The organism is Pseudoduganella sp. GW821-FHT05F09, assembly GCF_059419605.1.
This window is the reverse complement of record NZ_JBWKSD010000009.1, coordinates 236,237-259,101: the sequence shown is the minus strand read 5'-3', so window position 1 is coordinate 259,101 and position 22,865 is coordinate 236,237. Positions and strand designations below refer to the sequence as shown.

Genomic DNA, 22,865 nt, shown 5'->3' with positions numbered 1-22,865 from the left:
TTGCCTTCGCCATCGCCGGCTTGTGCTTGTTTGTCGTCATGCTGTTTTTTCCTTGATGCGGATTTTCTCTGCGTCTACCAGTGCCGTTGCGTAGTCGCTCAGGCGTTCGGTCCAGGTGGCGATGGCTTCCGGTCCGGCCATCAGCTGCGGCTTGATGGTCTTTACCACGTCGCCCGCCATCATCAGCATCAGCGCCATGGAGGCGATGCTGAAGGCGAGGCGGTGGGTTTCGTCGTCCGGCTTGTCCTGGCCGAGATGGCGCGCCAGCACGCGGCTGAACGCTTCATGCTCGGGGCGGATGCCGTTTTCAATCTCGTTGGCCCAGATGCCGGTGGGCTCCAGCATTTCGCGGAACCACAGGCGCATGCAGGTTTCCATCATGTCGCCTTCCTTCAGCGGCGCCAGCATCTGGTTGAAGAAGCCTTGCAGCGATTCGCGCAGCGTGAAGTGCGGCTGGTCGAACATGGCGATGTTGTCGGCCGGGGCGGGCGAGAGGGCGGTGAAGGCGGCGCGGTACAGGCCGGCCTTGTCGCCGAAGTAGTAGCTGATGGCGGCCACGTTCACGCCGGCGGCCAGGGCGATTTCGCGCGTGGAGGCGCGCGAGTAGCCCTGCTCGGCGAACAGGCGCATGGCGGCGGCCAGCAGGCGCTCGCGCGATTGCTCTCCGTCCGACCGCGATTTTTTTGTTCTGGCTTTATCGTTCATGATGCCATTTGACCATGCTATTCAGACAAAATCAATAAGTTAATCGATCGTTTGATTAAGTTACTGATGCGTTGTAACAACTGCTTACAATCGATACACGGCGGTGTGGCTGGACGGACCCTGCTGGTATAAAGTCATGCTTATAACGACATCAAAGAGGCTAAACATGAGTGCGCGCAGCTGGTTTGCATCGATGATTCTCCTGGCGGCCGTGCAGGCCGCGCCGGCGGCGCTGGCCGCGCCCCCGCAGTTGAGCGGGCAGGCCGCCGCCGCGCATGTGCTGAACCGGCTGGCATACGGCCCGGCGCCCGGCGACATCGAACGGGTGGCGCAGATGGGCGTGGCGCGCTATATCGACAGCCAGCTGCATCCCGAATCGCTGGAGCTGCCCGCCGCGCTGAGCGAACGCCTGGCGGGCCTCGATACGGTGCAGCGCAGCAGCGGCGAAGTGCTGGGCGACTTCCTGGCCGTGCGCGACATGGTCAAGGACGAAACCGAGGACGCCAAGGCCATGCGGCGCGAAGTGCTGGCCCGCATCAACAACCAGACCGCCGAAGCGCGCATTGCGCGCGCCGTGGCCAGCCCGCGCCAGCTGGAGGAAGTGATGGTGGACTTCTGGTTCAACCATTTCAACGTCTTCTCCGGCAAGGGCCAGGTGCGGCCGCTGGTGGCCAGCTACGAGCGCGATGCGATCCGGCCTTACGTGTTCGGCTCCTTCCGCGACATGCTGGGCGCCACCGCCAAGCACCCGGCCATGCTGTTCTACCTGGATAACTACCTCTCCAAGGCCGGCGGCCTGAACGAGAACTACGCGCGCGAGCTGATGGAGCTGCATACGCTGGGCGTGGACAAGGGCTATACGCAGAAGGACGTGACCGAGCTGGCGCGCATGCTGACCGGCTGGAGCTTCGCCCCGCGCCAGCTGGTGGCGCGCAACGAGACCTTCCGTTTCGACCCCAAGCGGCATGACAACGGCGACAAGCAGTGGCTGGGCCGCGTGATCAAGCCGCAGGGCCAGGCCGAGGGCGAGTACGCGCTGGACGTGCTGGCCGTGCATCCGGCCACGGCGCGCCACATCAGCTACAAGCTGGCGCAGTACTTCGTGGCGGACGAGCCGCCGCCGGCCCTGGTCGAGCGCATGGCGCAGACCTGGGTGGCCAGCAAGGGCGACATCCGCTCGGTGCTCAAGACGCTGTTCGCCAGCGATGAATTCATGTCGCCGGAGGCGCAGGGCGCCAAGTTCAAGACGCCTTACCAGTTCGTGATCTCGGCGGCGCGCGCCGGCAATTCAGCGATGGCCGAGGTGCGGCCGGTGCTGGGCGCGCTGGACCGCCTGGGCATGCCGCTGTACGGCTGCCAGACGCCGGACGGCTACAAGAACACGCAGGCGGCCTGGCTCAATCCGGACGCGCTGAGCCGGCGCATCGGCTACGCAACCACGCTGGCGCAGGGCGTGGATGCGGCGCTGGTGCAGGCGGCGCTGGGCGAGTCGGTGTCCGAGCGCACGCAGGGCATCGTGGCGGCCAGTCCGCAAAAGATACGCACTGCCATGCTGCTCGGCAGTCCCGATTTCATGCAACGCTAGGAGCAGGCCATGCAACGCAGAGACTTCCTCAACGCCTTCGCCGCCGGCGCCGGGCTGATGATACCGCTGGGCCGCGAGGCCTGGGCGGCCACCTCGGTGCAGCGCCCCACCGACCGCAAGCTGATCGTCGTCATGCTGCGCGGCGCGGTCGATGGCCTGAACGTGGTGGCGCCCATCGGCGACGAGAACTACGCCCAGCTGCGGCCCAGCATTGCGCTGGCCGCGCCGGGCAAGGACAACGGCGCGCTGGACCTGGACGGCTACTTCGGCCTGCATCCGGCGCTGGCGCCGCTGATGCCGCTGTGGCGCGAGAAGAAGCTGGCCTTCGTGCACGCCAGCGGTTCGCCGGACGCCACCCGCTCGCACTTCGACGCGCAGGATTACATGGAGTCCGCCACGCCGGGCGTGAAGAGCACGCCGGACGGCTGGATGAACCGCCTGATCGCGACCTTGCCGGGCACCTCCACGCCGACGCGCGCGGTCAGCGTGGGGCCGACCATGCCGCGCATCCTGAGCGGGCAGGCGGCGGCCATCAATATCGCCAACGGCTCGGCGGCGGGCAAGCCGGGCGCGCTGGACCGGCCGCAGCTGGCGACGGCTTTCGACCAGCTGTATATGGGCCACGAGCGCTTTGGCAAGGTGTACCAGGACGGGCGCGAGGCGCACAAGGAGGTGATGGCGGCGACCATGGCCGAGTCGATGGCGGCGGACGGCGGCGCGCCGCTGCCGAACGGCTTCCCGGATGACGCGGCGCGGCTGGCGCTCCTGATGCGCAACGACCCCAATGTGCAGATGGCGTTTTTTGCGCTGGGCGGCTGGGACACGCATGCGAGCCAGGGCGCGGGCACCGGGCAGCTGGCCAACCGGCTGGCGCCGCTGGGGCAGGGCCTGGCCTTGCTGGCGCAGAAGCTGGGGCCGATGTTCGAGGACACCACCATCGTGGTGATGTCCGAGTTCGGCCGCACCGCGCGCGAAAACGGCAACGGCGGCACCGACCACGGGCATGGCAATGTGATGTGGGTGCTGGGCGGCGGCGTGGCCGGCGGCAAGGTGCTGGGCGACTGGCAGGGCGTGGGCAACGGGCAGCTCAACGAGGGGCGCGACCTGCCGGTGACGACGGACTTCCGCACGGTGCTGGCGCAGATCGCCGAACGGCATCTGCGCCTGAGCGACAGCCAGCTGGCGCAGGTGTTCCCGCGCATGCCGTCGTCGTCGGGCTTGCGTTTGCTGCGCGCGTAAGCCGCCAGCCCTGGCTACAGATTCGGCGTCAGCTTCATCTCCGGGCGTGGCCGGTACATCTTGTCCTCCACGCTATCGCCGCTGGTGCTGACATGGGCGCCCATCGCTTCCAGGTCCGAGAGCAAGTCGTTCGCCAGCATTTTTTCTTTCGCGCCCAGGCGCTTGCTGCGCTCCGCCGCCGCGCGCCAGCGTGCCGCCGCGCCGGGGGCGCCGGCCTGCTTCGCCAGCCGTTCCAGATTGCCCAGCACCGACAGCACCTGCACCTGCTCGTGGTTGTCCCAGCCGTTGCCGCCGCCTTGCGGATGGAAGCGCCGGTACAGCATCTCGGCCGCGCAGGCGCCCGCGTCGCCCAGCCGCTCCACCGCTTCCTTCGGCATGTTGAGATTGAGCCCGCCTTCGCCCGGCCGCAAACTGATCTGCACAATGCGGTCGCGGTAGCCCGGATAGGGGAACAGGATCTCGTCGCGCCAGCTGTGCATGGTGGCGAAGATATTGCCCAGGAAGCCGAACAGCCCGGCGGGCGTGGCGTCGTCCGGCGCGGCCCAGTAGCGCAGCCTGCCGCTGTTGTTATCGCCGGGCAGATAGACCCGGCCATCCAGCCCGCACTGGGCGGCATCCTCGATCGGATACTTGGGGTGCGCTTCCTTCAGGTTGATGGCGAAGGTGGGATGCTCGGGCAGCAGCGTGTCGAAGAAGTGCAGCGGCATATTGCTGGAGATGCCGCCGTCCGAGAACCAGACGCGTTTCAGCTTGCTGGTGTCGGTGTAGTCCACCGCGTACATGGGCACGGCGGACAGCAGCAGCGGGAAGCTGAGGCTCATGCGCACGGCCACCACCACGGGCATGTCGGCGGGATCGCACAGGCGCACCAGCTGGCTGCCGTCCGGCGCGGTGACGGCGCCGCTCTGCCGGGGCGGCGGCGCCTGCTGCAGCAGCCAGTCCATCACGGACGGCGGGAACAGCTGCGCCCATTCTGCGGGATGGAAGTAGAACGCGCCTGCGTTGTCGCGGAAGGGCAGGGCGTAGGGCATTTGCTGGCTGAGCGCCGTGGTCACGACTTCCAGGTTGACGATGCGGTTCGCCGGGCCGGTGGCGGGCTGCGGTCCCCACAGGTCGCCGAAGGTGAGCGGGCGGCCGGGCGGCAGGCCGGCCAGCTGGTTCAGGTAGAGGGACAGCCAGTCGGTGAGGGCGGACACGGAGTCGCTGCCGGTGCTGCGGCCGCTGCACAAGCCGTACTGGTTGCGGTGCAGGCCTTGCAGCAGCGCGGCGGCCGAGCGCCAGGCGCCCCAGCCGAAACCGGTGGCGACGCAGAGCGGCACCAGCAGCAGGAAGGGAAGCTGCAGGCCGATATTGAGCGGGCCGGCATGGCCCGGCAGGCCGGCGATCGCCGCCGCCAGCACCAGCAGGCCCGCCGCCGTGGCGCAGGCCAGTTCGATGGCGAGGCGAAGCCACGGTGGGCGCGAGGCGAGTGCACGGGCGGGCAGCAGCGCAAAGGCGCGATTGGCCAGCCAGGCGGCGCCGGCGGCCGTGGCCAGCATGGCCATGGTGGTGGCGGCGCTGCGCAGCGCCGTGAGGTGGGTGGCGAGCATGACCAGCGGCGCGATCAGCAGCAGCGCGGCGCCGGCCACCGTCGGCCAGTGCACCAGCGCTGCGGCGATGCCCAGCGCGGCGCGCAGCTTGTCCTTGGCGTCGATGTAGCGCATGGCCATGTCGAAGTGGGCTTGCAACGCGGGGGCGGGCTGGAACAGGCGCGCCAGCCGCGAGCGTCCTTGGTCCTGCGCTTGCAGTTCTTCGGGCAGGCCGGCCAGGCTGGCGAAGGCCGCTGGCTGGCGTCCGCTCTGGCGTCCGCATTCGGCTGCGGCGCAGGCTGCGGCGGCGATCGCGCCGGCGGAGGTGCCGCCGATGTTCTTGAAGGCGTAGCCGCGCGCCAGCCGGGCGATCAGCTTGGGGTAGACCACGCCGCTGGTGATGCCGCCTTTCATGACCAGGTCGCAGTGCGGCAGGGTGGACGGGTCGGGTTTGTCGGTGGGGGTTATTTGGTGCTCCTTTTGTCAGATACGGCGTGCGTTTCGGGCAAAAAAATGCCCGCGTCGCGCGCGGGCTGAATCCAATGTTCGGAGAACGGTTGGAGGAGACAGTTCCACTATAGCCGCGTTTTTGTTGCACCGCAATACCGTATAAATACGATGTCTATCTATTCATTTTGGCAGTTGCGCCAAGGCCGCCGGCAGGCATCCCTCCAGCGCGCGGGCCAGTTCCTGCGGTTCCAGCGGATGCGCCAGCAGCAGCGCGGGCGCCACGCCGGGCGGCAGCAGGCCGTCCGTCGGGTCGTCCCGGGACGAGGTAATCAGCACCAGCGGCACGCCGGCCCATGCAGCCTGGTGGCGCGCCAGCACCAAAGGCAGGAAGGCGGTGTGGCGGCTTTGCGCGGTGTCGGCGTCGCACAGTATCAGGTCGAATTGCTGCCTTGCGCAATGGTCCGCCTGTTCGGCGTCCGCCGCCACCGTGACCGCGTAGCCGTAGTGCGCCAGGATGCTGGCCACCAGGCCGCAGTCGTCGGGCGCGGCGTCGAGCAGCAGCAGGCGCGCGCGCGGCGTTTCGCCGGCCAGCGGGATGTCGTTTTCGGCCCGGCCGCCGGTTTGCGGAGGCCGGCCGCGCAGCGCCGCCGGCAGGAAGGTTTCCAGCGAGGGGATCAGCGTGTCCGGTTCCAGCGATTTGGGCAGGTGGCCGTCAAAGCCGGCCGCGCGCAAGGCGGCGCCGCCGTCCGAGACCGGCAGCGCGCTGGCGGCCAGCACCGGGATGGCGGCGGTGGCCGGGTCGGCCTTGAGCTGGGCCACTACGCCGTAGCCGTCCAGCCGGGGCAGGTGGATGTCGCAGATGATCAGGTCGGGAAGCAGCTCGCGCGCCATGGCCACGCCTTGCAGGCCGTCGCCCGCGCCCAGCGGAATGTGCCCGAAGGCGGTCAGCAAGTAGGTCATCAGGTCCATATTGGCCTGGTTGTCTTCCACGATAAGCACACGCGCCGCCATACCGCTCCCTGCTGCCCGTCCGGGCGGTTTATTTTTTGCTCTTCATCGCCAGCGTGAAGGTGCTGCCGTGTCCGAAATCGCTGCTGAAGAACAGCGAGCCGCCTATCAGGTTGGCCAGGTTCTGGCACAGGTACAGGCCCAGGCCCGCGCCTTCGGCATGGCGGGTGGAGGTCGAATCGAGCTGCGAGAAGGCCTGGAACAGCTTGGCCTGGTCTTCCTCGCGGATGCCGGCGCCGCTGTCGGCCACGGCGAATTCGGTCACCACGCCGTCGCCGTCGGCGCGCTGGCTCAGGGTGATGCGCACCGTGCCTTTCTCGGTGAACTTGATGGCGTTGTTGGCCAGGTTGATCAAGATCTGGGTCAGCGCGCGGCGGTCGGTGTCGAGCGTGAGCGCCTGCGGCGCCAAGTCCACTTCCAGCGCCAGGCCTTTTTGCTGCGCCAGCGGGCGCAGGGTGTCGGCCACTTCCGCGATCAGGTTCTGGCACTGGATAGGCTCGACCGACAGCGTGACCTTGCCCGCTTCGATCTTGGCCACGTCCAGGATGTCGTTGATCAGCGAGAGCAGGTGGCGCGCGCTGTTGCGGATGGTGTTGAGCTGCTTGTCCTGTTCCCCGGTCAGCGGGCCGGGCAGCTTCATCAGCAGCGCGCCGGTGAAGCCGATAATGGCGTTCAGCGGGGTGCGCAGCTCGTGCGACATATTGGCGATGAAGGCCGATTTCATGCGGCTCGCTTCGGCCAGCTCCAGGTTCTTCAGCGCGATTTCGCGGTTGATGGTTTCCAGTTCGCCGGCGTGGTGGGCCAGGCGCATGTTCAGCTCTATCACCTGGCGCTCGCGCGCCTGCAGTTCGCTGTTGACCTGCACCGCCTGTTCGTAGGTGGAGATCAGCAGGTCGAGGATTTGCTGGCGTTCGGCGTTGATGAAGTGCTTCTGGTCGCCCAGGTACAGCGCGATGCCTACTTCCATGTTCTGGTTGCGGCGCAGCTTCTGGTTGACCAGCATGTGGCCGATGCGGTTCAGCAGGTAGTCTTCGGCATAGGGCTTGCGGATGAAATTGTCCGCGCCGCACTCGATGCCTTTGATGATGTCCTTGGGGTCGGTCAGCGAGGTGACCAGGATGACCGGGATGTCGCGCAGCACGGCGTCGGACTTGATGGCGCGGCATAGTTCGTAGCCGTCCATTTCGGGCATGACGATGTCCGACAGCACCAGGTGCGGCTTGCGTTCGCGGATCGCTTCCAGCGCCAGCCGGCCATTGGCGGCCACGCGCGCCTTGTAGCGCACGGACTGGATCAGGCGGCGCAGCCGCTCGGCCTGGGTCGGACTGTCCTCGACAATGAGGATTTCGATTTCATCCGGTTCGATCTCGTAGCTGGAGTCCACGGACTGCCTCCAAAAATTGGTTTTCAAGCTATGCTGACTCTAAGGTAACTATAAAGGATTTAATTATCAAGCTGTGAAATTTCACGGCTGCGCGCCCTGGAACTGACCCGCGCGGTAGGTGAGCACCAGCGTATCGCGGTGGCCGTGCTGCGCCAGCGGCTGGATGGGCGTGGACTCGTGGATCACGGTGGCGTCGTCCAGCAGCAGCATGGTCCAGGGTTCGGTCATGGTGAAGCGCTTGCCGTTCGGGCCATCGGCTTCAAAGATGCGAGTCTCTCCGCCCTTGATGCCGTGGCGGCCTATCAGCAGCACGGCCACGTAGTCCACGCCGTCGCGGTGCGCGCCTTCCGGCGTGGGGCGGCCGATGCCGTCGGTGGTGTCGATGCGGAACTGGTGCGCTTCGATGTACCAGGGCTGCGGCGCGCGCGCGGCCGAGCAGGCGTCGCCGACGGCGGTGATCAGCTGGCGCCAGGCCGGCTGCGCCACGGTGTCCGGCTGCATGGGCTCGAACAGGCGGTGCATGCCGCCGTGCAGCGCGTTGTATTCGAGCGGCTGCCAGTGCGGGCGGTGCGCGGTCTGCGCCAGCGCGCCGTCCTTCTGGATAAAGCAGGAATGGCGGCGGCGCCGGTAGCGGCCACCGTCCTTCAGGTAATTGTCCAGTTCAAGATGCTCCCAGCTCGGCACCAGGGCGTTCAGCGCCTCCAGCGTGGTGCCGGCCAGCGCGGCGACGTGTTCGGGATGGAGCAGGGCGTAGCCTTCGCTGCGCAGCGCTTCGGTAACGCGCTCGGGCGCGGTGTAGATCGGGGCGTAAGTCGTCATTGGAACGGATGTGCGGGTGTGCTCGGCTATGGAGTCATCTATTCTACGACGGTTAGAAGCTCTGCGTGAGCATCAGCCGGAACGAGCGCGATTCGATGGGGTGGAAGTGGACGTCGTCCACCGGCTGCGTTTCACCCTTGAGCTGCGAGGCGTAGTAATAGTCGATGGCCGACACGCGGCGATTGGCCAGGTTGAAGGCCTCCAGCTCCAGCTGCATGCCGCCGGCGAATTTGTAGCCGATGCGGCCGTTCAGCGTCTGGCTGGCGCGCGAGCGCACGCTGTTGTCCTCGGCCAGCGGGCGCGGGCCGAACCAGCGCAGCCGCAGCGCGCCGGACCACGGCCCCAGCTTGTCCACCGTGAGCGCCAGCTGGGCCACGCCTTCCACCGCGCCTGGGATGTAGGCCGCGCCTGCCGCGCGGGCTTCCGCGCCGCGGCTGCGGGCGCGGGCGAAGGCCAGGTCCGCGTCCACGCTGAGCCATTTGAAGGGCTTGTAGTAGTTGGAGAACTCCACGCCGTAGCGGCGGCTCGGATCGCCCGCTTCGGTGGCGCCGGCGTCGCCCACGTAGCTCAGTTCCGAATCGAAGTCCAGGCGGTAGACGGACAGCGAGGTTTGCAGGCGGGGCAGCCATTCGCTGCGCACGCCCAGCTCCAGGCCGCGCGAGCGCACCAGCGGAGCGTCCGCCGCGACGGCGCCGCGCGCGTCGTTGCTGTGGAAGCCGGTGCCGGCGTTGGCGTAGAACTCGGTCAGCGCGCAGGGACCGAAGACGGCGCTCAGGCTGGGGCTGAGCAGGCGGTCGCTGGCGCGGCCGGCCGGATGCGCCAGCGCGCCGGCGCTGCCCGGCTCCGAAGGGCGCACGTCAAAGCGGTAGGCGTCGGCGCGCAGGCCGGCCGTGGTGCGCAGCAGCGGCGACCAGCGCGTGCTGTTTTCCACATACAGGCCGGCGCTGGTTTCCACGACATGGTCGGCGCGGGTGGTGGCGACGGCGCGCCGCGCCACGGTCTTGTACAAGCCGTTGAAGATATTGTCGTTCTGGAGCTGCAGGCCGACCGTGGTGATGGAGCTGGCCTCGCCGATGTGCGCGTGCCAGGCGTGGCTGGCGTCCACGCCGCTGGTGACGCGGCGGTCCGGCTGGGCGAACTGGTCGCCGTTCACCGGGTCGTCCATGAAGTAGGTGAAGTTGGAGTACAGGTCCAGCTGGTTGGCGATCAGGTAGGCGCTGACCTTGGAGGCCGTGTCCTCGCCGCTGCGCTGCCAGGCGCCGGACAGGCTGTAGCGGTGCGCCTTGCCGCCGTCGGTGTTGTCGACGCCGTCGTAGCGGCCCAGCAGGCCTTGCTGCACGGCGCGCAGCGGAATCTGGTCGGTGGCGTTCCAGTCCGCGTGGTAGGCCATGGCGGTGACGGTGAAACCGTTGTTGGCGTAGCCCTGGCTGTAGCGCAGCACGCCGTTCAGTTTCTGGTAGTCGTCGCCGCGCGTGTAGGGGCCGTCGTTGTGCATGGCTTCGAGCGCGTACAACAGCGCGCCGTTATTGGCCTCGTTCACGCTGGCCGAATCGGCCAGCAGCGCGCGGCGGTAGCCGTTCTGGCCCACGGTGGCGCTGGCCACGCCGCGCACCAGGCGGTTGGCGTAGATGATGGAGGCCGCGCCGGCGGAGGCGAAGTCGCCTTGTTCGGCCGAGTAGGGGCCTTTCTTGTAGTCGAGGCGCGCGGCCAGTTCCGGGATCAGGAAATTGAGGTCGGTCCAGCCCTGGCCGTGGGCGTGGCTGCGCTGGTTGACGGGCATGCCGTCCACGGTGGTGCGCAGGTCGGTGCCGTGGTCCAGGTTGAAGCCGCGCAGGTAGAACTGGTTGGCCTTGCCCTCGCCGCTGTGCTGGCTGACGATGAGGCCGGGCGTGGCCTCGAGCAGTTCGCCGGGGCGGTACGTGGTGCGCGCGGCCAGCTGCTGCTGCGTGACGCTGCCGTCGCCGGCCGCGTCGGCGATGCCAAGCTGGCTGGCGCGCGAACCGTCGACCAGCACGCGCTGCATCAGCGTATCGTCGGCGTGGGAAGTGGAAGAGGCCAGCAAACTGCACAGCGCGGCGGCCAGCGCGAACGGAGTAGGGCGGAATAGCGTCATGGCGGGCAGTATAGCCGCAGCCGGGCGGGAAAAACATAGCTGCGCTGATTGCTCTGACAGCTTGATATTTGCCAAAGCAAGAGGACAATCAAGTATGCGCATGGAAGCCCACACGAGCATATTGGACACTTCCTCAAGGAGATGACCGTGATCTGTAATTTGATAGCAGCGTCAATTGGACGAGACTGCCAAGTTTTGGACGAAGATGGACGATACGCCGTGATTGCAACGCCGCTCAGGTATTCCGATGGTGATCCGGTGCCGGTGTTTCTGGACTGTACTTCCGGCATGCTGCGCTTTTGTGACGATGGCGGCACGATATTTTATTTGCTGGGGTGCGGCATGGGGCTGGACTGTGACGAGGAGGCCATCCGCCTTGCGGAATTAATCGGGCGTCATGGAGCTGCGCTCAACGATGCTGGTGAGGTGGAGATTGCCTTTGCGCTGGACGATGCGCAGCCGGCGTTCGAGCGCTTCCTTGCCGCTATGGGCGCCGTTGTGGCCTGGGAAACCGAGTGGAATACAGCCGGCGTCAATTAGGGCGCTAAGGCCGGTATCGATTGCCGGCTGGAGGTTATTGCAGTTTCTTGATGATGTCCGACAGGCGGTAGGGCTTGCCGATGAACTCGAACTGGTCCACGTCCAGGTGCTGGGTGCTGAGCGTGGAGGGCAGGTAGCCGGACGCCAGGATGATCTTCATGCCGGGCTGCGCCTGCCGGGCCGTGCGCGCCAGCTCGATGCCGCTCATGCCGGGCATAACGACGTCGCTGAACAGGATGCGCAGGTCCGGATGCCGGCCCAGGACTTCCAGCGCTTCGGCGCCGTTGTTGGCGGCCAGCACCTCGTAGCCCAGGCTGCTGAACAGCTGGGCCGCTATGTCGAGCACGTCGCTCTGGTCGTCCACCACCAGCACTTTTTCCGCCGCGCTGCCGTGCGCCGATTCCTGGGGCCCAACGCCGCTTTCATGGGCCGGGAACAGCAGCGAAATCTCCGTGCCCGCGCCAGGCTGGGACTGGATGCGCAGTTCGCCATTGGCCTGCTGCACCATGCCGTACACCTGGCTCAGCCCGAGGCCGGTGCCTTTGCCCACTTCCTTGGTGGTGAAAAAGGGCTCCATGGCGCGGCGCGCCACGTCCGGCGCCATGCCGCAGCCACTGTCGCGCACGGTCAGGCAGACGTAGGCGCCGGGCGGCAGCGCGCCGCTGCCTTTCTCGTACACTTCCACGCTGGTTGAAATGACGATGACGCCGTTGTCGTCGATGGCGTCGCGCGCGTTGACCACCAGGTTCAGCAGGGCCGATTCGAGCTGCTGCACGTCGGCCATGATCTCGGGCAGGCCCTGGGCCTGCTGCAGCTCGAGCTGCACGTTGCTGCGCACGGCGCGCCGCAGCACCGCCTCGAAGGAGTCGACGATGCGGTTGATGCGCACGCGCTCGGGCCGGAACGGCTGCTGGCGCGCAAAGGTCAGCAGCTGCTGGGTGAGGCTGGCGCCGCGCTCGGCGGCCCGCACCATGCCTTCGATGGCCTTGGTCTGCTGCGCGCGGTCGCTCACGTTGCGCAGGATGTCCAGGCCGTTGATGATGACGTTGAGCAGGTTGTTGAAGTCGTGCGCGATGCCGCCGGTCAGCTGGCCGATCGATTCCAGTTTCTGCGACTGGAACAGCGCCTCCTTGGCGCGCGCCAGTTCCTCCTCGGCCTTGCGGCGCTCGCTTACGTCGCGCGTCACCTTGGCGTAGCCGATCAGTTCGCCCATCGAGTCGCTGATGGTATCGATCACCACATGCGCCCAGAACTGGCTGCCGTCCTTGCGCACGCGCCATCCCTCGCGCTCGAAGCGGCCCTCGCGGCGCGCCACGGCCAGCGCCTGCATGGGCAGGCCCGCCGCCCGGTCCGGCTCGGTGTAGAAGCGCTCGAAATGGGTGCCGGTCACCTCGTCCGACTCGTAGCCTTTGATGCGGCGCGCGCCCTCGTTCCAGTTGGTCACCAGCCCTTCCGGGGACAGCATGTAGATGGCGTAGTCGGTTACGCCCTGCACCAGCAGGCGGAAGCGCTCCTCGCTGGCGTGCAGCGCTTCCTGCTCCTTGCGCCGGGCCGTGATGTCGCGCGTGACCTTGGCGTAGCCGAGCAGCACGCCGTGGTGGTCGCGGATAGGGTCGAGCACCACACTGGCCCAGAAGCGCGTGCCGTCCTTGCGGATGCGCCAGCCCTCGTCCTCGAAGCGGCCGCTGTCGCGCGCCACGGCCAGCGCCATGGCGGGCCGTCCGGCGGCCTGGTCGTGTGCGGAATAGAAGCGCGAAAAATGCTGGCCGAGGATTTCCTCCTCGCAGTAGCCCTTGAAGCGCTGCGCCCCCGCGTTCCAGCTGGTGACGATGCCTTCCGGCGAGAGGGTATAGATGGCGTAGTCGGTGACGCTGGAAACAAACAGCCGCAGGCGCTCTGCTTCAATGGCGGTGGCGGGGCGGAGCGGCTTTTCAATCATGTACTGTTTCCGTCTGCGGGCACGCCGCGCTATGGGGAGCTTGCTATGGTCAGGCCATTGTAATGCTGATACGAAAGGCTCGAGCTGCAGCCGGATTCATGCGGTGTTGTCCAGGACGATGGCGTGAAATTCCCGCAGTGAATGCTTTCCTGAAAAGCATTGCAATGATGCACAATGGCTAGCCCGGAACGCAATAACCTTGAGGGACAAAGATGAAGAAATGTGGTGTTTTGTTTTTGCTGGCGGCCCACCTGGCCGCTGCCGATGCAGCCGATGCCGCCGCCCAGACGCCGGCAGCGGTTGCGGGCAATTTGTTCGCCAAATGGAACAGCGCCGCAACGCCGGGCTGCGTCCTGGCCGTCTCGCGGCCGGAGCAGCCGGTGCTGAAGCTGGCCTATGGACAGTCCGACCTGGAACATGGAACGGCCAATACGCCGGACACGGTGTTCGAGGCCGGCTCGGTATCCAAGCAGTTCACCGCCGCCGCCGTGCTGCTGCTGGCGCAGGACGGCAAGCTGGCCTTGTCCGACGATGTGCGTAAATACATTCCCGAGCTGCCCGATTATGGCAAGCCGATCACGCTGGACCACCTGCTCACGCACACCAGCGGCTTGCGCGACTGGGGCAGCATCGTGGAAATGGAAGGCTGGCCGCGCGGCACGCGCGCCGTCAGCATGGAGCAGGCGCTGACGGTGATCGCGCGCCAGCGCGGCCTCAACTTCCCGCCGGGCGAGCGCTACTCCTATAGCAACAGCGGCTACGTGCTGGCCGCCTTCGTGGTGCAGCGCGTGTCGGGCAAGACGCTGGCCGAGTTCACGCGCGAGCGCATCTTCCAGCCGCTCGGGATGGCGCGCACGCAATGGCGGGACAACTTCCGCCGCGTGGTGCCCGGCCGCGCCGTGGCGTACAGCACGGCGGGCAAAGGCTACGAGCAGGACATGCCGTTCGAGGACGTGTACGGCCACGGCGGCCTGCTTACCACGGTGGGCGATCTGCTGACCTGGAACGACGCGCTGACGCGCAACTTGCTGGGCAAGGACATCAGCGCGCAGCTGGAGCGCCGTCCGGTGCTGCCGGAGGGCCGGGTCGGCAATTATGGGCACGGCCTGATCACGCAAAGCTATCTCGGCGCGGCGGAGGTGTCGCACGACGGCGCCACGGCCGGCTACCGCGCCTGGCTGGGACGCTATCCGGAGCAGCGCCTGTCGATCGCCTTGCTGTGCAACGCGGGCGACGCCAATCCCGGCAGGCTTGCGCGCGCGGTGGCGCAGGAGCTGCTTGCGGCGCCGGCCCCAGCTCCGGCCGCCCTGGCCGCGCCAGCCGCATCAGCCGTACCAGCCGCTCAAGCTGCCGGCGCAGCTGCAGCGCCGGTCGCTGCGTCGTCCGCGCTGGGCGTCTACGCCGGCACGTTCTACAACGAGCTGACCGCGAATCCAGTGATAGTGGCGCTGCGCGACGGCGTGCTCGTGCTGCCCAACGGCACGCCGTTGCGGCCGCTCGAAGGCAGCACGTTTGCAGTCAATACCGGCACCTTCGCATTTTCTGGTCCGGACCGCTTCGTGGCAAACCCGGGCGGCGGCGAGCTGATGAGTTTCCGCCGGGTCGCGGCCGAACCCCCGGCCAGCGCCGCCTTGAGCGCCTACACTGGCCGCTACGGCAGCGACGAGGCGCTGGCCAGCTACGACGTGGCGCCGGACGGCGACAAGCTTGCTTTCCGTTTGTTCGGCAAGCCGGAAAGCGTGCTCCGGCTCAAGCCGCTGGCACCCGACGTCTTCGGCGGCGAGAGCATCGTGGTCCGGTTCGAGCGCGACGCGGGCGGCCGCATTACCGGCGCCGTCGCTTCCACCCACCGCCTGTATGGGCTGCATTTCAAGAAGGCGGTGCAGAACTAAGGCAGCGTGCGTTCCGGCGTGGCGGCGGAGAAGGTGAGGGAGCTTGCTGCGAGGCCGGAAGGCGCGGCGCCGAGGTTGACGGTGTTCAGCTGGGACGGCACGAAGTCGGACAGCACCGCGTGGTGCAGCACGGCGCCGGCGGGCAACGCGGTCTTCGGCAGTTCCTGGTAGATGGTGATGTTGGCCGCGTCGGCCGTGACGCCTACCCATTGCAGCGGCAAGCGCCGGCCGCCGGCCGTGATGTAGAACTGCTTTTCAACATAGCGCCGCAGCACGGCCTGGTCCTCGGGCAGGCCCAGGTCGAACTGCCGCTGGTACAGATTGGCCAGCAGCGCCTCCATGTCGTGCGCCGTGTAGGTGTGCACGATTTCGGTACCGCCGGTGTTGGCGTTGTAGCTGATGTCGGTGATGCCCATGTGGTAATTGTGGGCATGGGCGGGGACGTGCAGCGCCGCGCTGCAGAACAGCAGCGCGGCGGCGGCGGCCAGCTTGCGGGCGCCGCTAGCCATCATTTCTTGGCTTCACCCTTGGCTTCGGCTTTGGCCTCACCCTTGATGTCGCCGGCCTCGGTCTTGGCGTCCTTGCCCTTGAGCGGGGTGTTGAAGTCCTTCATCATGTCTTCGCGGCCCTGTTCCTGCTTGTACAGTTCCATGCGCGACGGCGTGAGCTTGCGCGGCCAGGCGTTGTTGCTGGTGTCGATGTCGGCGGTTTCCCAGTTCGGGTCCTGCGTCAGGCTCACCATCGGCTCATCGGTGACGATGACCTTGGTGATTTTCTTCGGCGAGTAGCGCCACACTTCGGCCGGCACGCGCTCGATGTACTTCTTGCCGCTCTTCAGCTCGATCTGCAGTATCAGCGGCATCACCAGCCCGCCCACGTTGGAGAAGTCCACCAGGTACAGGTGCTTGCCCTGTTCCAGCAGCTTCTTCTCCCACGGCTCCAGCTTCTCCACCGCTTCGGCGTAGTTGTTGCGGTCCTTGTTGGTGACGGTGAAGTCGTCGTGCTCGTTGTAGAAGTCCTTCAGTTCGGGATGCGCGTCGGTGCGGCGCGGCATGCCCTTGTTCTGGATGTCGGTCACCGACTGCGGCTCGGCCGCTTTCTGCTCCTTCTTCCAGGCCTTCTCGATCTCCGGATTCTTGGTGCTCACGGCCACTTCGCTGATGCCGTCCACGCTGATGTCCACCGCGTCGGTGGTGTAGAACCAGCCGCGCCAGAACCAGTCGAGGTCGGTGCCCGACGCGTCTTCCATCGTGCGGAAGAAGTCGGCCGGGGTAGGACGCTTGAATTTCCAACGGCGGCCGTATTCACGGAAGGCGTGGTCGAACAGCTCGCGGCCCAGGATGGTTTCGCGCAGGATGTTCAGCGCCGTGGCCGGCTTGGCGTAGGCGTTGTTGCCGAACTGGAGCAGCGATTCCGAGTTCGTCATGATGGGCACCTGGTTGCGGCTGCGCATGTAGTCGACGATGGCGCGCGGCTCGCCGCGCGACTGCGGATAGTTCTCTTCCCATGCCTGCTCGGCCAGGTATTGCACGAAGGTGTTCAGGCCCTCATCCATCCAGGTCCACTGGCGTTCGTCGGAGTTGACGATCATCGGGAAGTAGTTGTGGCCCACTTCGTGGATGATGACGCCGATCAGGCCGTATTTGGCGCGCTTCGAGTAGGTGATCTCGCCGGTTTTCTTGTCCTTGGTCGGGCGCGGGCCGTTGAAGGAGATCATCGGGTATTCCATGCCGCCCACCGGGCCGTTCACCGAAATGGCGGTCGGGTAGGGGTAGTCGAAGCTGAACTTGTTGTACTGCTCGATGGTGTGGATGATGGCCTGGGTGGAGAACTTCTCCCACAGCGGGTTGCCTTCTTTCGGATAGTAGGACATGGCCATCACATTGGTGCCGTCCTTCTTGTAGCCTTGCGCGTCCCAGATGAACTTGCGGCTGGAGGCCCAGGCGAAGTCGCGCACGTTCTTGGCCTTGAAGTGCCAGGTCTTGGTGGCGGTGCTGACCGATTTCTCGGCCGCTTCCGCTTCGGCCTGGGTGACGATGGCCACCGGCTTGTCGCTGGTGCGGGCGCGCGCCAGGCGGTCGCGCTGGGCCGGGCTCAGCACTTGCTCCGGATTGAGCAGCTCGCCGGTACTGGCCACCACGTGGTCGGCCGGCACGGTCAGGCTCACGTCGTAGTCGCCAAATTCCAGCGTGAATTCGCCGGAGCCGATGAACTGCTTGTGTTGCCAGCCAGCCACATCGTAGTAGGCGGCCATGCGCGGGAACCACTGCGCCACTTCGAATAAAGTGTTTTTGTCCTGCTCGAAGTACTCGTAGCCGGAGCGGCCGCCCAGTACTTTCTGCTCGTTGATGTTGTACTGCCAGTCGATGGCGAAGCTGAATTTTTCGCCCGGCTTGAGCGGGGTCGGCAGGTCGATCCGCATCATGGTCTGGTTGACGGTGGTTTTCAGCGGCTGGCCGCCGGCGGTTTTCACCGCGCCGATCTTGAAGCCGCCGTCGAAGTCGCGGCCGGCCAGGATGCCGCGCATGCCCTCGAATTTCATGCCGTCTTCGGCGCCGCGCGGCTTGGTCCAGGCTTCGCGCGAAGGTGCGGTGAGCATGCGGCGGGCGTCGGAGTCCGGCTTGTAGATGTTCTGGTCCAGCTGCACCCACAGGTAGTGCAGGGTGTCGGGCGAATTGTTGTGGTAGGTGACCTGGCCGCTGCCGGTGATGGCGCGCTTGGCTTCGTCCAGGGAGGCGCGGATGGTGTAGTCGGCGCGCTGCTGCCAGTAGGCGTGGCCGGGGGCGCCGGAGGCAGTGCGATACTGCGTGGCGGTCGGCAGCAGCTCGTCGAGCTGGCGGAACTTGTCGTCGAATCCGTCGGCCGCTTGGGCCGACAAGGAGAGGCACAGTGCTGCAATACTGATCGGCAAACGCTTCATCATCCGCTATCCCTGTTTTCTAGTGAAAAAGTTAAGCGGTTATTCTAAAACGGCTATCTCGTCTGCTGTAATTTCATTTGTAAATAGGTTGATACATTGAAAGTCAGGTCAACGCGAAGATGGTCGCGGCAAGCTGCGCAGCTTGACTCAGTTGCTTGCTTGAGAAGCTTGTGTTTAAGTGATAGTCCGCCGGGATGCGCAGATTTCGAATCGAGAGTAGGGCACGGCCGACTGCAAGCGAACTCACTTGTAGGTGCCGGGGAAGCTGCGGTGATGGATTGGCCAGTTTTGAGATGAGTTGATTATGACGGCCATATGCACGGCCTGGCTGGCCAGGCATTGCCAACTTGGCATGGAATTGGTGGCTGCAGTGATAAGCCGCGTAGTAGTAGCGACTGATGGCAGAGCGAATATTGGCTTCAGTGCCAGCGAGTTGGCCAATGCTGGTGGCTGTCAATAAAAGGTCAGCAGGTGTGACCATCTTGGCCAGCGATGAAGACGATGGTGAATTGGCCGTCTCGCACAACTTGGTGTTGTAATTCCTTTTCCGCGAGCGCCAGATTTGCCGCTACCATTGTTTCGGTATCACCCGCCACGTTAAAAAATAGTATTTTCCCATCGACGCTATCGTGAGTCCAATCTTGCGGGGTACAGTCGCCTGGTTCATCGTCGTCCGGCCAGTAACAAGGGTGTATTTCCGGCGTGCCGCTTAAGGTCAAACTCAGCTCTTGTATGACTTGCTGAGCTAGTTCAACGTGGTGGCGAACATCCTCAGAATATTCTTTGAGCAAGAATTGTGGCGCGTTCATTGCTGATCTCCGGCTGCACCTCAGATGAAGCCATTCTACGCCCACGAAATACGGTTTGCGCCGGTGTCAGCTTGATGCCGCGCAAGGCGGCGGTGGGGCGGGGTCAGGCGTTTTTCATCAGGCTGTCGCGCAGCGTGGTGAGCTGTTCTTTCATGTCCACCACCTGCTCCAGCGTGCAGTTGGTGGCGCCCAGGATTTCCGGGGGCAGCTTGGCCGCTTCCAGGCGCAGCGCGTCGCCGTGCTCGCTGAGGGCGATGATGACCTGGCGTTCGTCGTTCGGGCAGCGCGTGCGTGTCAGCAGGCCGGCCTGCTCCATGCGCTTGAGCAGCGGCGTGAGCGTGGCCGAGTCCAGGAACAGGCGCTCGCCCAGCTCGGACACGGTTTGCTCGTTCTTTTCCCACAGCACCATCATCACCAGGTACTGGGAATAGGTCAGCCCCAGCTTGCGCAGCAGCTTGCGGTACAGTTTGTTCATCGCCAGCGAGGTCGAGTACAGGGCGAAGCACAGCTGGCCGTCCAGGCGCGGCACGTGGCGGAGCGCGGGATTGGTAGTGTCGGTAGTGGTATCCATGTGCACAGTATAGATAGTGCACTATTCAATTGCAAGCAAACTCTCGCAATATAGTTGTGATGAATGGGTGGCGCAGGCTTTCCGCTATCATGCGCGCATGGTCAAAATTGCTCTGGGAGAAGGCGGCATGTGTGCACTTGGGAAGAGTCTGGCCTGCATAAGTTGGTGCAGCGTGCTGGCCTGGAGCGCCGGCGCCAGTGCGGCCGAGTGGCGCGGCCTGCTCGATGTGCGCGCGGTCGAAGCCGATGCGGCGCGCAGCTGGACCGATGCCGGCCTGGGCAAACTCCGCTATGACGGCGCTTCGAACCGCCTGGGAATTGGCCAGGCCGTCTTGCGGGGGGATGCCGACTTGACCGACACGCTGTCCGCGTCGGCGGTATTGAGCGCGGATACGCAGCATCACGGCCGTATCGATGTGCGCGAAGCGTGGCTGGGCTGGAGTCCCTTGCCCGTCAATGCGTGGAAATTGCGGATGAAGGCGGGCTTCTTTTTCGCGCCCAGCAGCGTGGAAATCGACTATGCCGGCATCGCCTGGACCCCGGAACGCACCATATCGAGCTCGGCCATCAATAGCTGGATAGGCGAGGAGCTGCGCACCAACGGCGCGGAAATGCAGCTGACGCATTTGGGCCGCTACAGCGGCGCCAGCTACGACTTCGGACTGACGCTGGGTACATTTTTCGGCAACGATCCGGCCGGCACGCTGCTGGCCTGGCGCGGCTGGACCATCAGCGACCGCATCGCCGGGCGCCACGAGGCGGTGCTGCTGGCCGATCTGCCGGTCTACCGCGCCGACGGCGCCATTCCGCGCCAGGACCGCCGCATCCGGCCGTTCCGGGAAATTGATGGCCGGCCCGGCTACTACATCGGCGGCAACTTCAAGCAGGGCGAGCGGGTGGAACTCGCCATCCAGCGCTATGACAACCGCGCCGACCCGCTGGTGGTCAAAGATGGCCAGTACGGCTGGCGCACCCGCTACAGCCACGCCAGCTTGGTACTCAGGCCCGGCGGCGGCTGGGAATTGCTGGCGCAGGCCATGCACGGCGATACGCTGATGGGGAAAAACGCCGTTGCCCTGGACTTCCGGGCCTGGTATGTGCTGGCCAGCCATCCCGTGGGGCCTGGCCGGCTGGCGCTGCGCTACGACCGCTTCGGCACCAGCGAGCATGACGTGCTGCCGTCCGATCCCAACAATGAAAAGGGAAGGTCGCTGGCACTGGCCTATACCTGGCCGCTTGACGCTGGGGTGACGCTGGCGATGGAGTTGCTGGCGGTGGACAGCCAGCGTGCTGCACGCAGCATGATTGGCCTGCGTCCGGGGCAAGTCGAGCGCAGCGTGACCAGTTCGGTGCGCTGGCAGTTCTGAGCGGTCCGCGAAGCGCCGCGGTTGGCGGCCTTACGGCGCGGCGAAGGTGATGGTGAAGCGGCTGCCGCCGGCCGGCGTGGGCTCGTAGGCCAGGCTGCCGCCGAGGTAGCTGCATATGCGCTGCGTGAGGCTCAGCCCGAGGCCGGTGCCGGCCGATCCCTGCGACGGCGGCGCGGCCTGGTCCGCGATGGCGGCGAGCACTGCGGCGGGCAGGCCGCCGCCCGTGTCCTCCACCACCACCTGCCGCGCCCGATAGCGCACCGCCACTTCGCCAGCTTCGGTGTAGATGCAGGCGTTCTGGATCAGGTTGCCGACGGCGGCGGCGCACAGCTCGGCCGGCGCATGGACCGTGAACGCCAGCGAATCGGCCAGGCGCAGCCGCACACCCTTGGCCGAGGCCAGCGCTGCGTGGCGCGCCATCGCCTTGGCGACGATGGCGCCGATGTCCACCGGGGCCGCGTGCGCGGCCGTGGGCGCGCGCGCCAGCAGCAGCAACACTTGCACCAGTTCGCCGGCCTCCGTGGCGGCGCGGCGTATCCGCTGGACGGGGGACTTTTCAGAGCAGTTCGCGCCCTGCTGCGCCTGCAATACCTCGGCGGCGCCGAGGATGACGGTCAGCGCGGTGCGCAGTTCGTGGCTGGCGTCGCCGGCGAAACAGCGCTCGCGCTCCAGCGCCTGGTGCAGCGAGCAGGTGCGCTCATTGAGGGCGCGGGCCAGCTCGGCCAGTTCGCGCGGGTGGACGATATCGGGCAGCGGCTGTCCTGAGGCGACCGCATCCGACAAGGCCGCAAGCGGGTTGATCACGCCGCGCGCCAGATGGCCCGCCAGGAAGTAAGAGAACACCAGGAAGCCCATCATGCAGCAGGCCACCATGGAATACACCACCACCTCCACCTTGTCGTAGTCGCTTTGGTGGTCGACCACGACCCAGGGGCGGCCCTCGGCGCTGCCCGCCAGGATGTGCAGGCCGTGCCCCTCGATGTGCTTGTCGTGCATGCCGTCGGCCAGGTCGCGCAGCGCATGCGGTATTTCCTGATCCTGATGGAAACTGATTCCGGCCGGCATTTCGACCGTCAGCCCGGCGGCATGGCGCGGCACCGCCCACAGCGCCGCCTGCCGCAGCCGGGCGTCCACCAGATGCCCTTCTATGCCTTCGACGGTGAAGGTGGTGATCAGCGTGAAGCAAATCACCAGGCCCAGCGCATACAAGGCATAAGCGGCGGTGATGCGGCGGCGCAGGGACATGGTCAGCATGCTTTGCTGGGGAAGGGAATGGCGGGCACGGGACAGGCGATGGCAGTCGGAAAGATGGAAACTAGCATCCGCGCCGTCAACGCTTTGTCAAATAGGCGTGAGGAGCGCGTTAACTGCGGGCGCCCAGCAGGGGGGCGCCGGACCCGCCGTGTTGCAAGATCGTCACAGCGCGCGCCCAGCCAGCGCCGGCCGGCCAGCGGTGATATTCTGCGCCAGTCTTCCCTCTATTCCCGCACATACTATGGCCGCCAACGCACAATGGGTTTGGTTCGCACTCGGTTCGGCCTTCTTTGCCGCCCTGACTTCGCTGCTGGGCAAGCTGGGGGTGACGGAGCTTAATTCGAATATGGCGACGTTTGTGCGCTCCATCGTGATCGTGGGCGTGACGGCCTGCGTCATTTCGCTGCGCAATGAGTGGCAGCGGCCGCCGCAGGCCAGCTGGTCCAGCTGGGCCTTTATCGTGCTCTCCGCCGTGGCGACGGGCTTGTCGTGGCTGTGCTACTACCGCGCTTTGCAGCTGGGACCGCTCAGCAGCGTGGCGCCGGTCGACAAGCTCAGCGTTGCTTTGTCCATCCTGCTCGGTGTCGTGGTGCTGGGCGAACAGCTGAACTGGGCGGTCTGCGTGGGCGGGGGCTTGATCGTTGCCGGTTCGCTGGTGATCGTCAAATACGGCTGACAGCGGATTCCATTGTGCTGAAAGTTT

19 protein-coding genes are annotated in these 22,865 nt (G+C 66.0%); 6 read left to right on the top strand and 13 right to left on the bottom strand.

The features are described 5' to 3' along the window. Positions 1-36: 36 nt before the first annotated feature. Complete coding sequence (locus tag AC07S4_RS26095) at positions 37-705, bottom strand: DUF1956 domain-containing protein (protein WP_494989376.1); 669 nt, start codon at positions 703-705, stop codon at positions 37-39. 166 nt (positions 706-871) lie between these two features. On the opposite strand from AC07S4_RS26095, the gene AC07S4_RS26090 reads away from it, so the two are divergent. Both AC07S4_RS26090 and AC07S4_RS26085 read left to right on the top strand, forming a co-directional pair. Next, positions 872-2,290, top strand: a complete 1,419-nt coding sequence (locus tag AC07S4_RS26090; RefSeq protein WP_494989375.1) for a DUF1800 domain-containing protein — start codon at positions 872-874, stop codon at positions 2,288-2,290. Between the two features lie 9 nt (positions 2,291-2,299). Beyond that, a complete protein-coding gene (locus tag AC07S4_RS26085; RefSeq protein WP_494989374.1) occupies positions 2,300-3,529 on the top strand; it encodes a DUF1501 domain-containing protein in 1,230 nt (409 codons plus the stop codon). Between the two features lie 14 nt (positions 3,530-3,543). Here the strand turns inward: AC07S4_RS26085 and AC07S4_RS26080 are convergent, their stop codons facing one another. The 5 genes from AC07S4_RS26080 to AC07S4_RS26060 all read right to left on the bottom strand — a co-directional run bounded on the left by AC07S4_RS26080 (position 3,544) and on the right by AC07S4_RS26060 (position 10,871). Continuing rightward, entirely contained in the window at positions 3,544-5,511 is a 1,968-nt protein-coding gene (locus tag AC07S4_RS26080; RefSeq protein WP_494989373.1) for a hypothetical protein, read from the bottom strand. 216 nt (positions 5,512-5,727) lie between these two features. Next, a complete protein-coding gene (locus tag AC07S4_RS26075) occupies positions 5,728-6,546 on the bottom strand; it encodes a response regulator (RefSeq protein ID WP_494989372.1) in 819 nt (272 codons plus the stop codon). A gap of 40 nt (positions 6,547-6,586) precedes the next feature. Then, positions 6,587-7,939 (bottom strand): hybrid sensor histidine kinase/response regulator, encoded by a 1,353-nt coding sequence (locus AC07S4_RS26070; protein ID WP_494989371.1) that lies wholly within the window; start codon positions 7,937-7,939, stop codon positions 6,587-6,589. An 81-nt stretch (positions 7,940-8,020) separates the two neighbouring features. Then, positions 8,021-8,758, bottom strand: coding sequence for a 2OG-Fe dioxygenase family protein (locus AC07S4_RS26065; RefSeq protein WP_494989370.1), 738 nt, complete (start codon positions 8,756-8,758; stop codon positions 8,021-8,023). A gap of 52 nt (positions 8,759-8,810) precedes the next feature. Further along, positions 8,811-10,871, bottom strand: coding sequence for a TonB-dependent receptor (locus tag AC07S4_RS26060; RefSeq protein ID WP_494989369.1), 2,061 nt, complete (start codon positions 10,869-10,871; stop codon positions 8,811-8,813). A 147-nt stretch (positions 10,872-11,018) separates the two neighbouring features. Here AC07S4_RS26060 and AC07S4_RS26055 point away from each other — a divergent pair, with 147 nt between their 5' ends. Next, positions 11,019-11,411 (top strand): DUF1828 domain-containing protein, encoded by a 393-nt coding sequence (locus tag AC07S4_RS26055; RefSeq protein ID WP_494989368.1) that lies wholly within the window; start codon positions 11,019-11,021, stop codon positions 11,409-11,411. 34 nt (positions 11,412-11,445) lie between these two features. Here the strand turns inward: AC07S4_RS26055 and AC07S4_RS26050 are convergent, their stop codons facing one another. Further along, the gene (locus AC07S4_RS26050) at positions 11,446-13,350 is read right to left on the bottom strand and encodes a hybrid sensor histidine kinase/response regulator (protein ID WP_494989367.1); all 1,905 of its coding nucleotides are present in this window, start codon (positions 13,348-13,350) and stop codon (positions 11,446-11,448) included. Positions 13,351-13,562: 212 nt separating this feature from the next. Here AC07S4_RS26050 and AC07S4_RS26045 point away from each other — a divergent pair, with 212 nt between their 5' ends. Next, positions 13,563-15,242 carry a serine hydrolase gene (locus AC07S4_RS26045; RefSeq protein ID WP_494989366.1) on the top strand — a complete coding sequence of 560 codons (1,680 nt, stop codon included), beginning with the start codon at positions 13,563-13,565 and terminating at the stop codon, positions 15,240-15,242. On the opposite strand, the gene AC07S4_RS26040 is transcribed toward AC07S4_RS26045, so the two are convergent. The 5 genes from AC07S4_RS26040 to AC07S4_RS26020 form a co-directional block, all read right to left on the bottom strand. Continuing rightward, entirely contained in the window at positions 15,239-15,754 is a 516-nt protein-coding gene (locus tag AC07S4_RS26040) for a DUF6702 family protein (RefSeq protein ID WP_494989365.1), read from the bottom strand. The genes AC07S4_RS26045 and AC07S4_RS26040 overlap by 4 nt on opposite strands. After that, the gene (locus tag AC07S4_RS26035; protein ID WP_494989422.1) at positions 15,751-18,162 is read right to left on the bottom strand and encodes a M1 family metallopeptidase; all 2,412 of its coding nucleotides are present in this window, start codon (positions 18,160-18,162) and stop codon (positions 15,751-15,753) included. The genes AC07S4_RS26040 and AC07S4_RS26035 overlap by 4 nt, the downstream gene beginning before the upstream one ends. A 103-nt stretch (positions 18,163-18,265) precedes the next feature. Beyond that, positions 18,266-18,619, bottom strand: coding sequence for a hypothetical protein (locus AC07S4_RS26030; RefSeq protein WP_494989364.1), 354 nt, complete (start codon positions 18,617-18,619; stop codon positions 18,266-18,268). A 7-nt stretch (positions 18,620-18,626) separates the two neighbouring features. After that, positions 18,627-18,971, bottom strand: coding sequence for a hypothetical protein (locus AC07S4_RS26025; RefSeq protein ID WP_494989363.1), 345 nt, complete (start codon positions 18,969-18,971; stop codon positions 18,627-18,629). A 103-nt stretch (positions 18,972-19,074) separates the two neighbouring features. Beyond that, positions 19,075-19,542: a MarR family winged helix-turn-helix transcriptional regulator gene (locus AC07S4_RS26020; RefSeq protein ID WP_494989362.1), complete on the bottom strand. Its 468-nt coding sequence runs from the start codon at positions 19,540-19,542 to the stop codon at positions 19,075-19,077. A gap of 127 nt (positions 19,543-19,669) precedes the next feature. On the opposite strand from AC07S4_RS26020, the gene AC07S4_RS26015 reads away from it, so the two are divergent. Further along, the gene (locus AC07S4_RS26015; RefSeq protein ID WP_494989361.1) at positions 19,670-20,908 is read left to right on the top strand and encodes a hypothetical protein; all 1,239 of its coding nucleotides are present in this window, start codon (positions 19,670-19,672) and stop codon (positions 20,906-20,908) included. Positions 20,909-20,938: 30 nt separating this feature from the next. Here AC07S4_RS26015 and AC07S4_RS26010 read toward each other — a convergent pair whose 3' ends face one another. Continuing rightward, a complete protein-coding gene (locus tag AC07S4_RS26010; RefSeq protein WP_494989360.1) occupies positions 20,939-22,162 on the bottom strand; it encodes a sensor histidine kinase in 1,224 nt (407 codons plus the stop codon). A gap of 241 nt (positions 22,163-22,403) precedes the next feature. Between AC07S4_RS26010 and AC07S4_RS26005 the strand changes: the two genes are divergently transcribed. Then, a complete protein-coding gene (locus tag AC07S4_RS26005) occupies positions 22,404-22,838 on the top strand; it encodes an EamA family transporter (protein ID WP_161074650.1) in 435 nt (144 codons plus the stop codon). Positions 22,839-22,865: the final 27 nt, after the last annotated feature.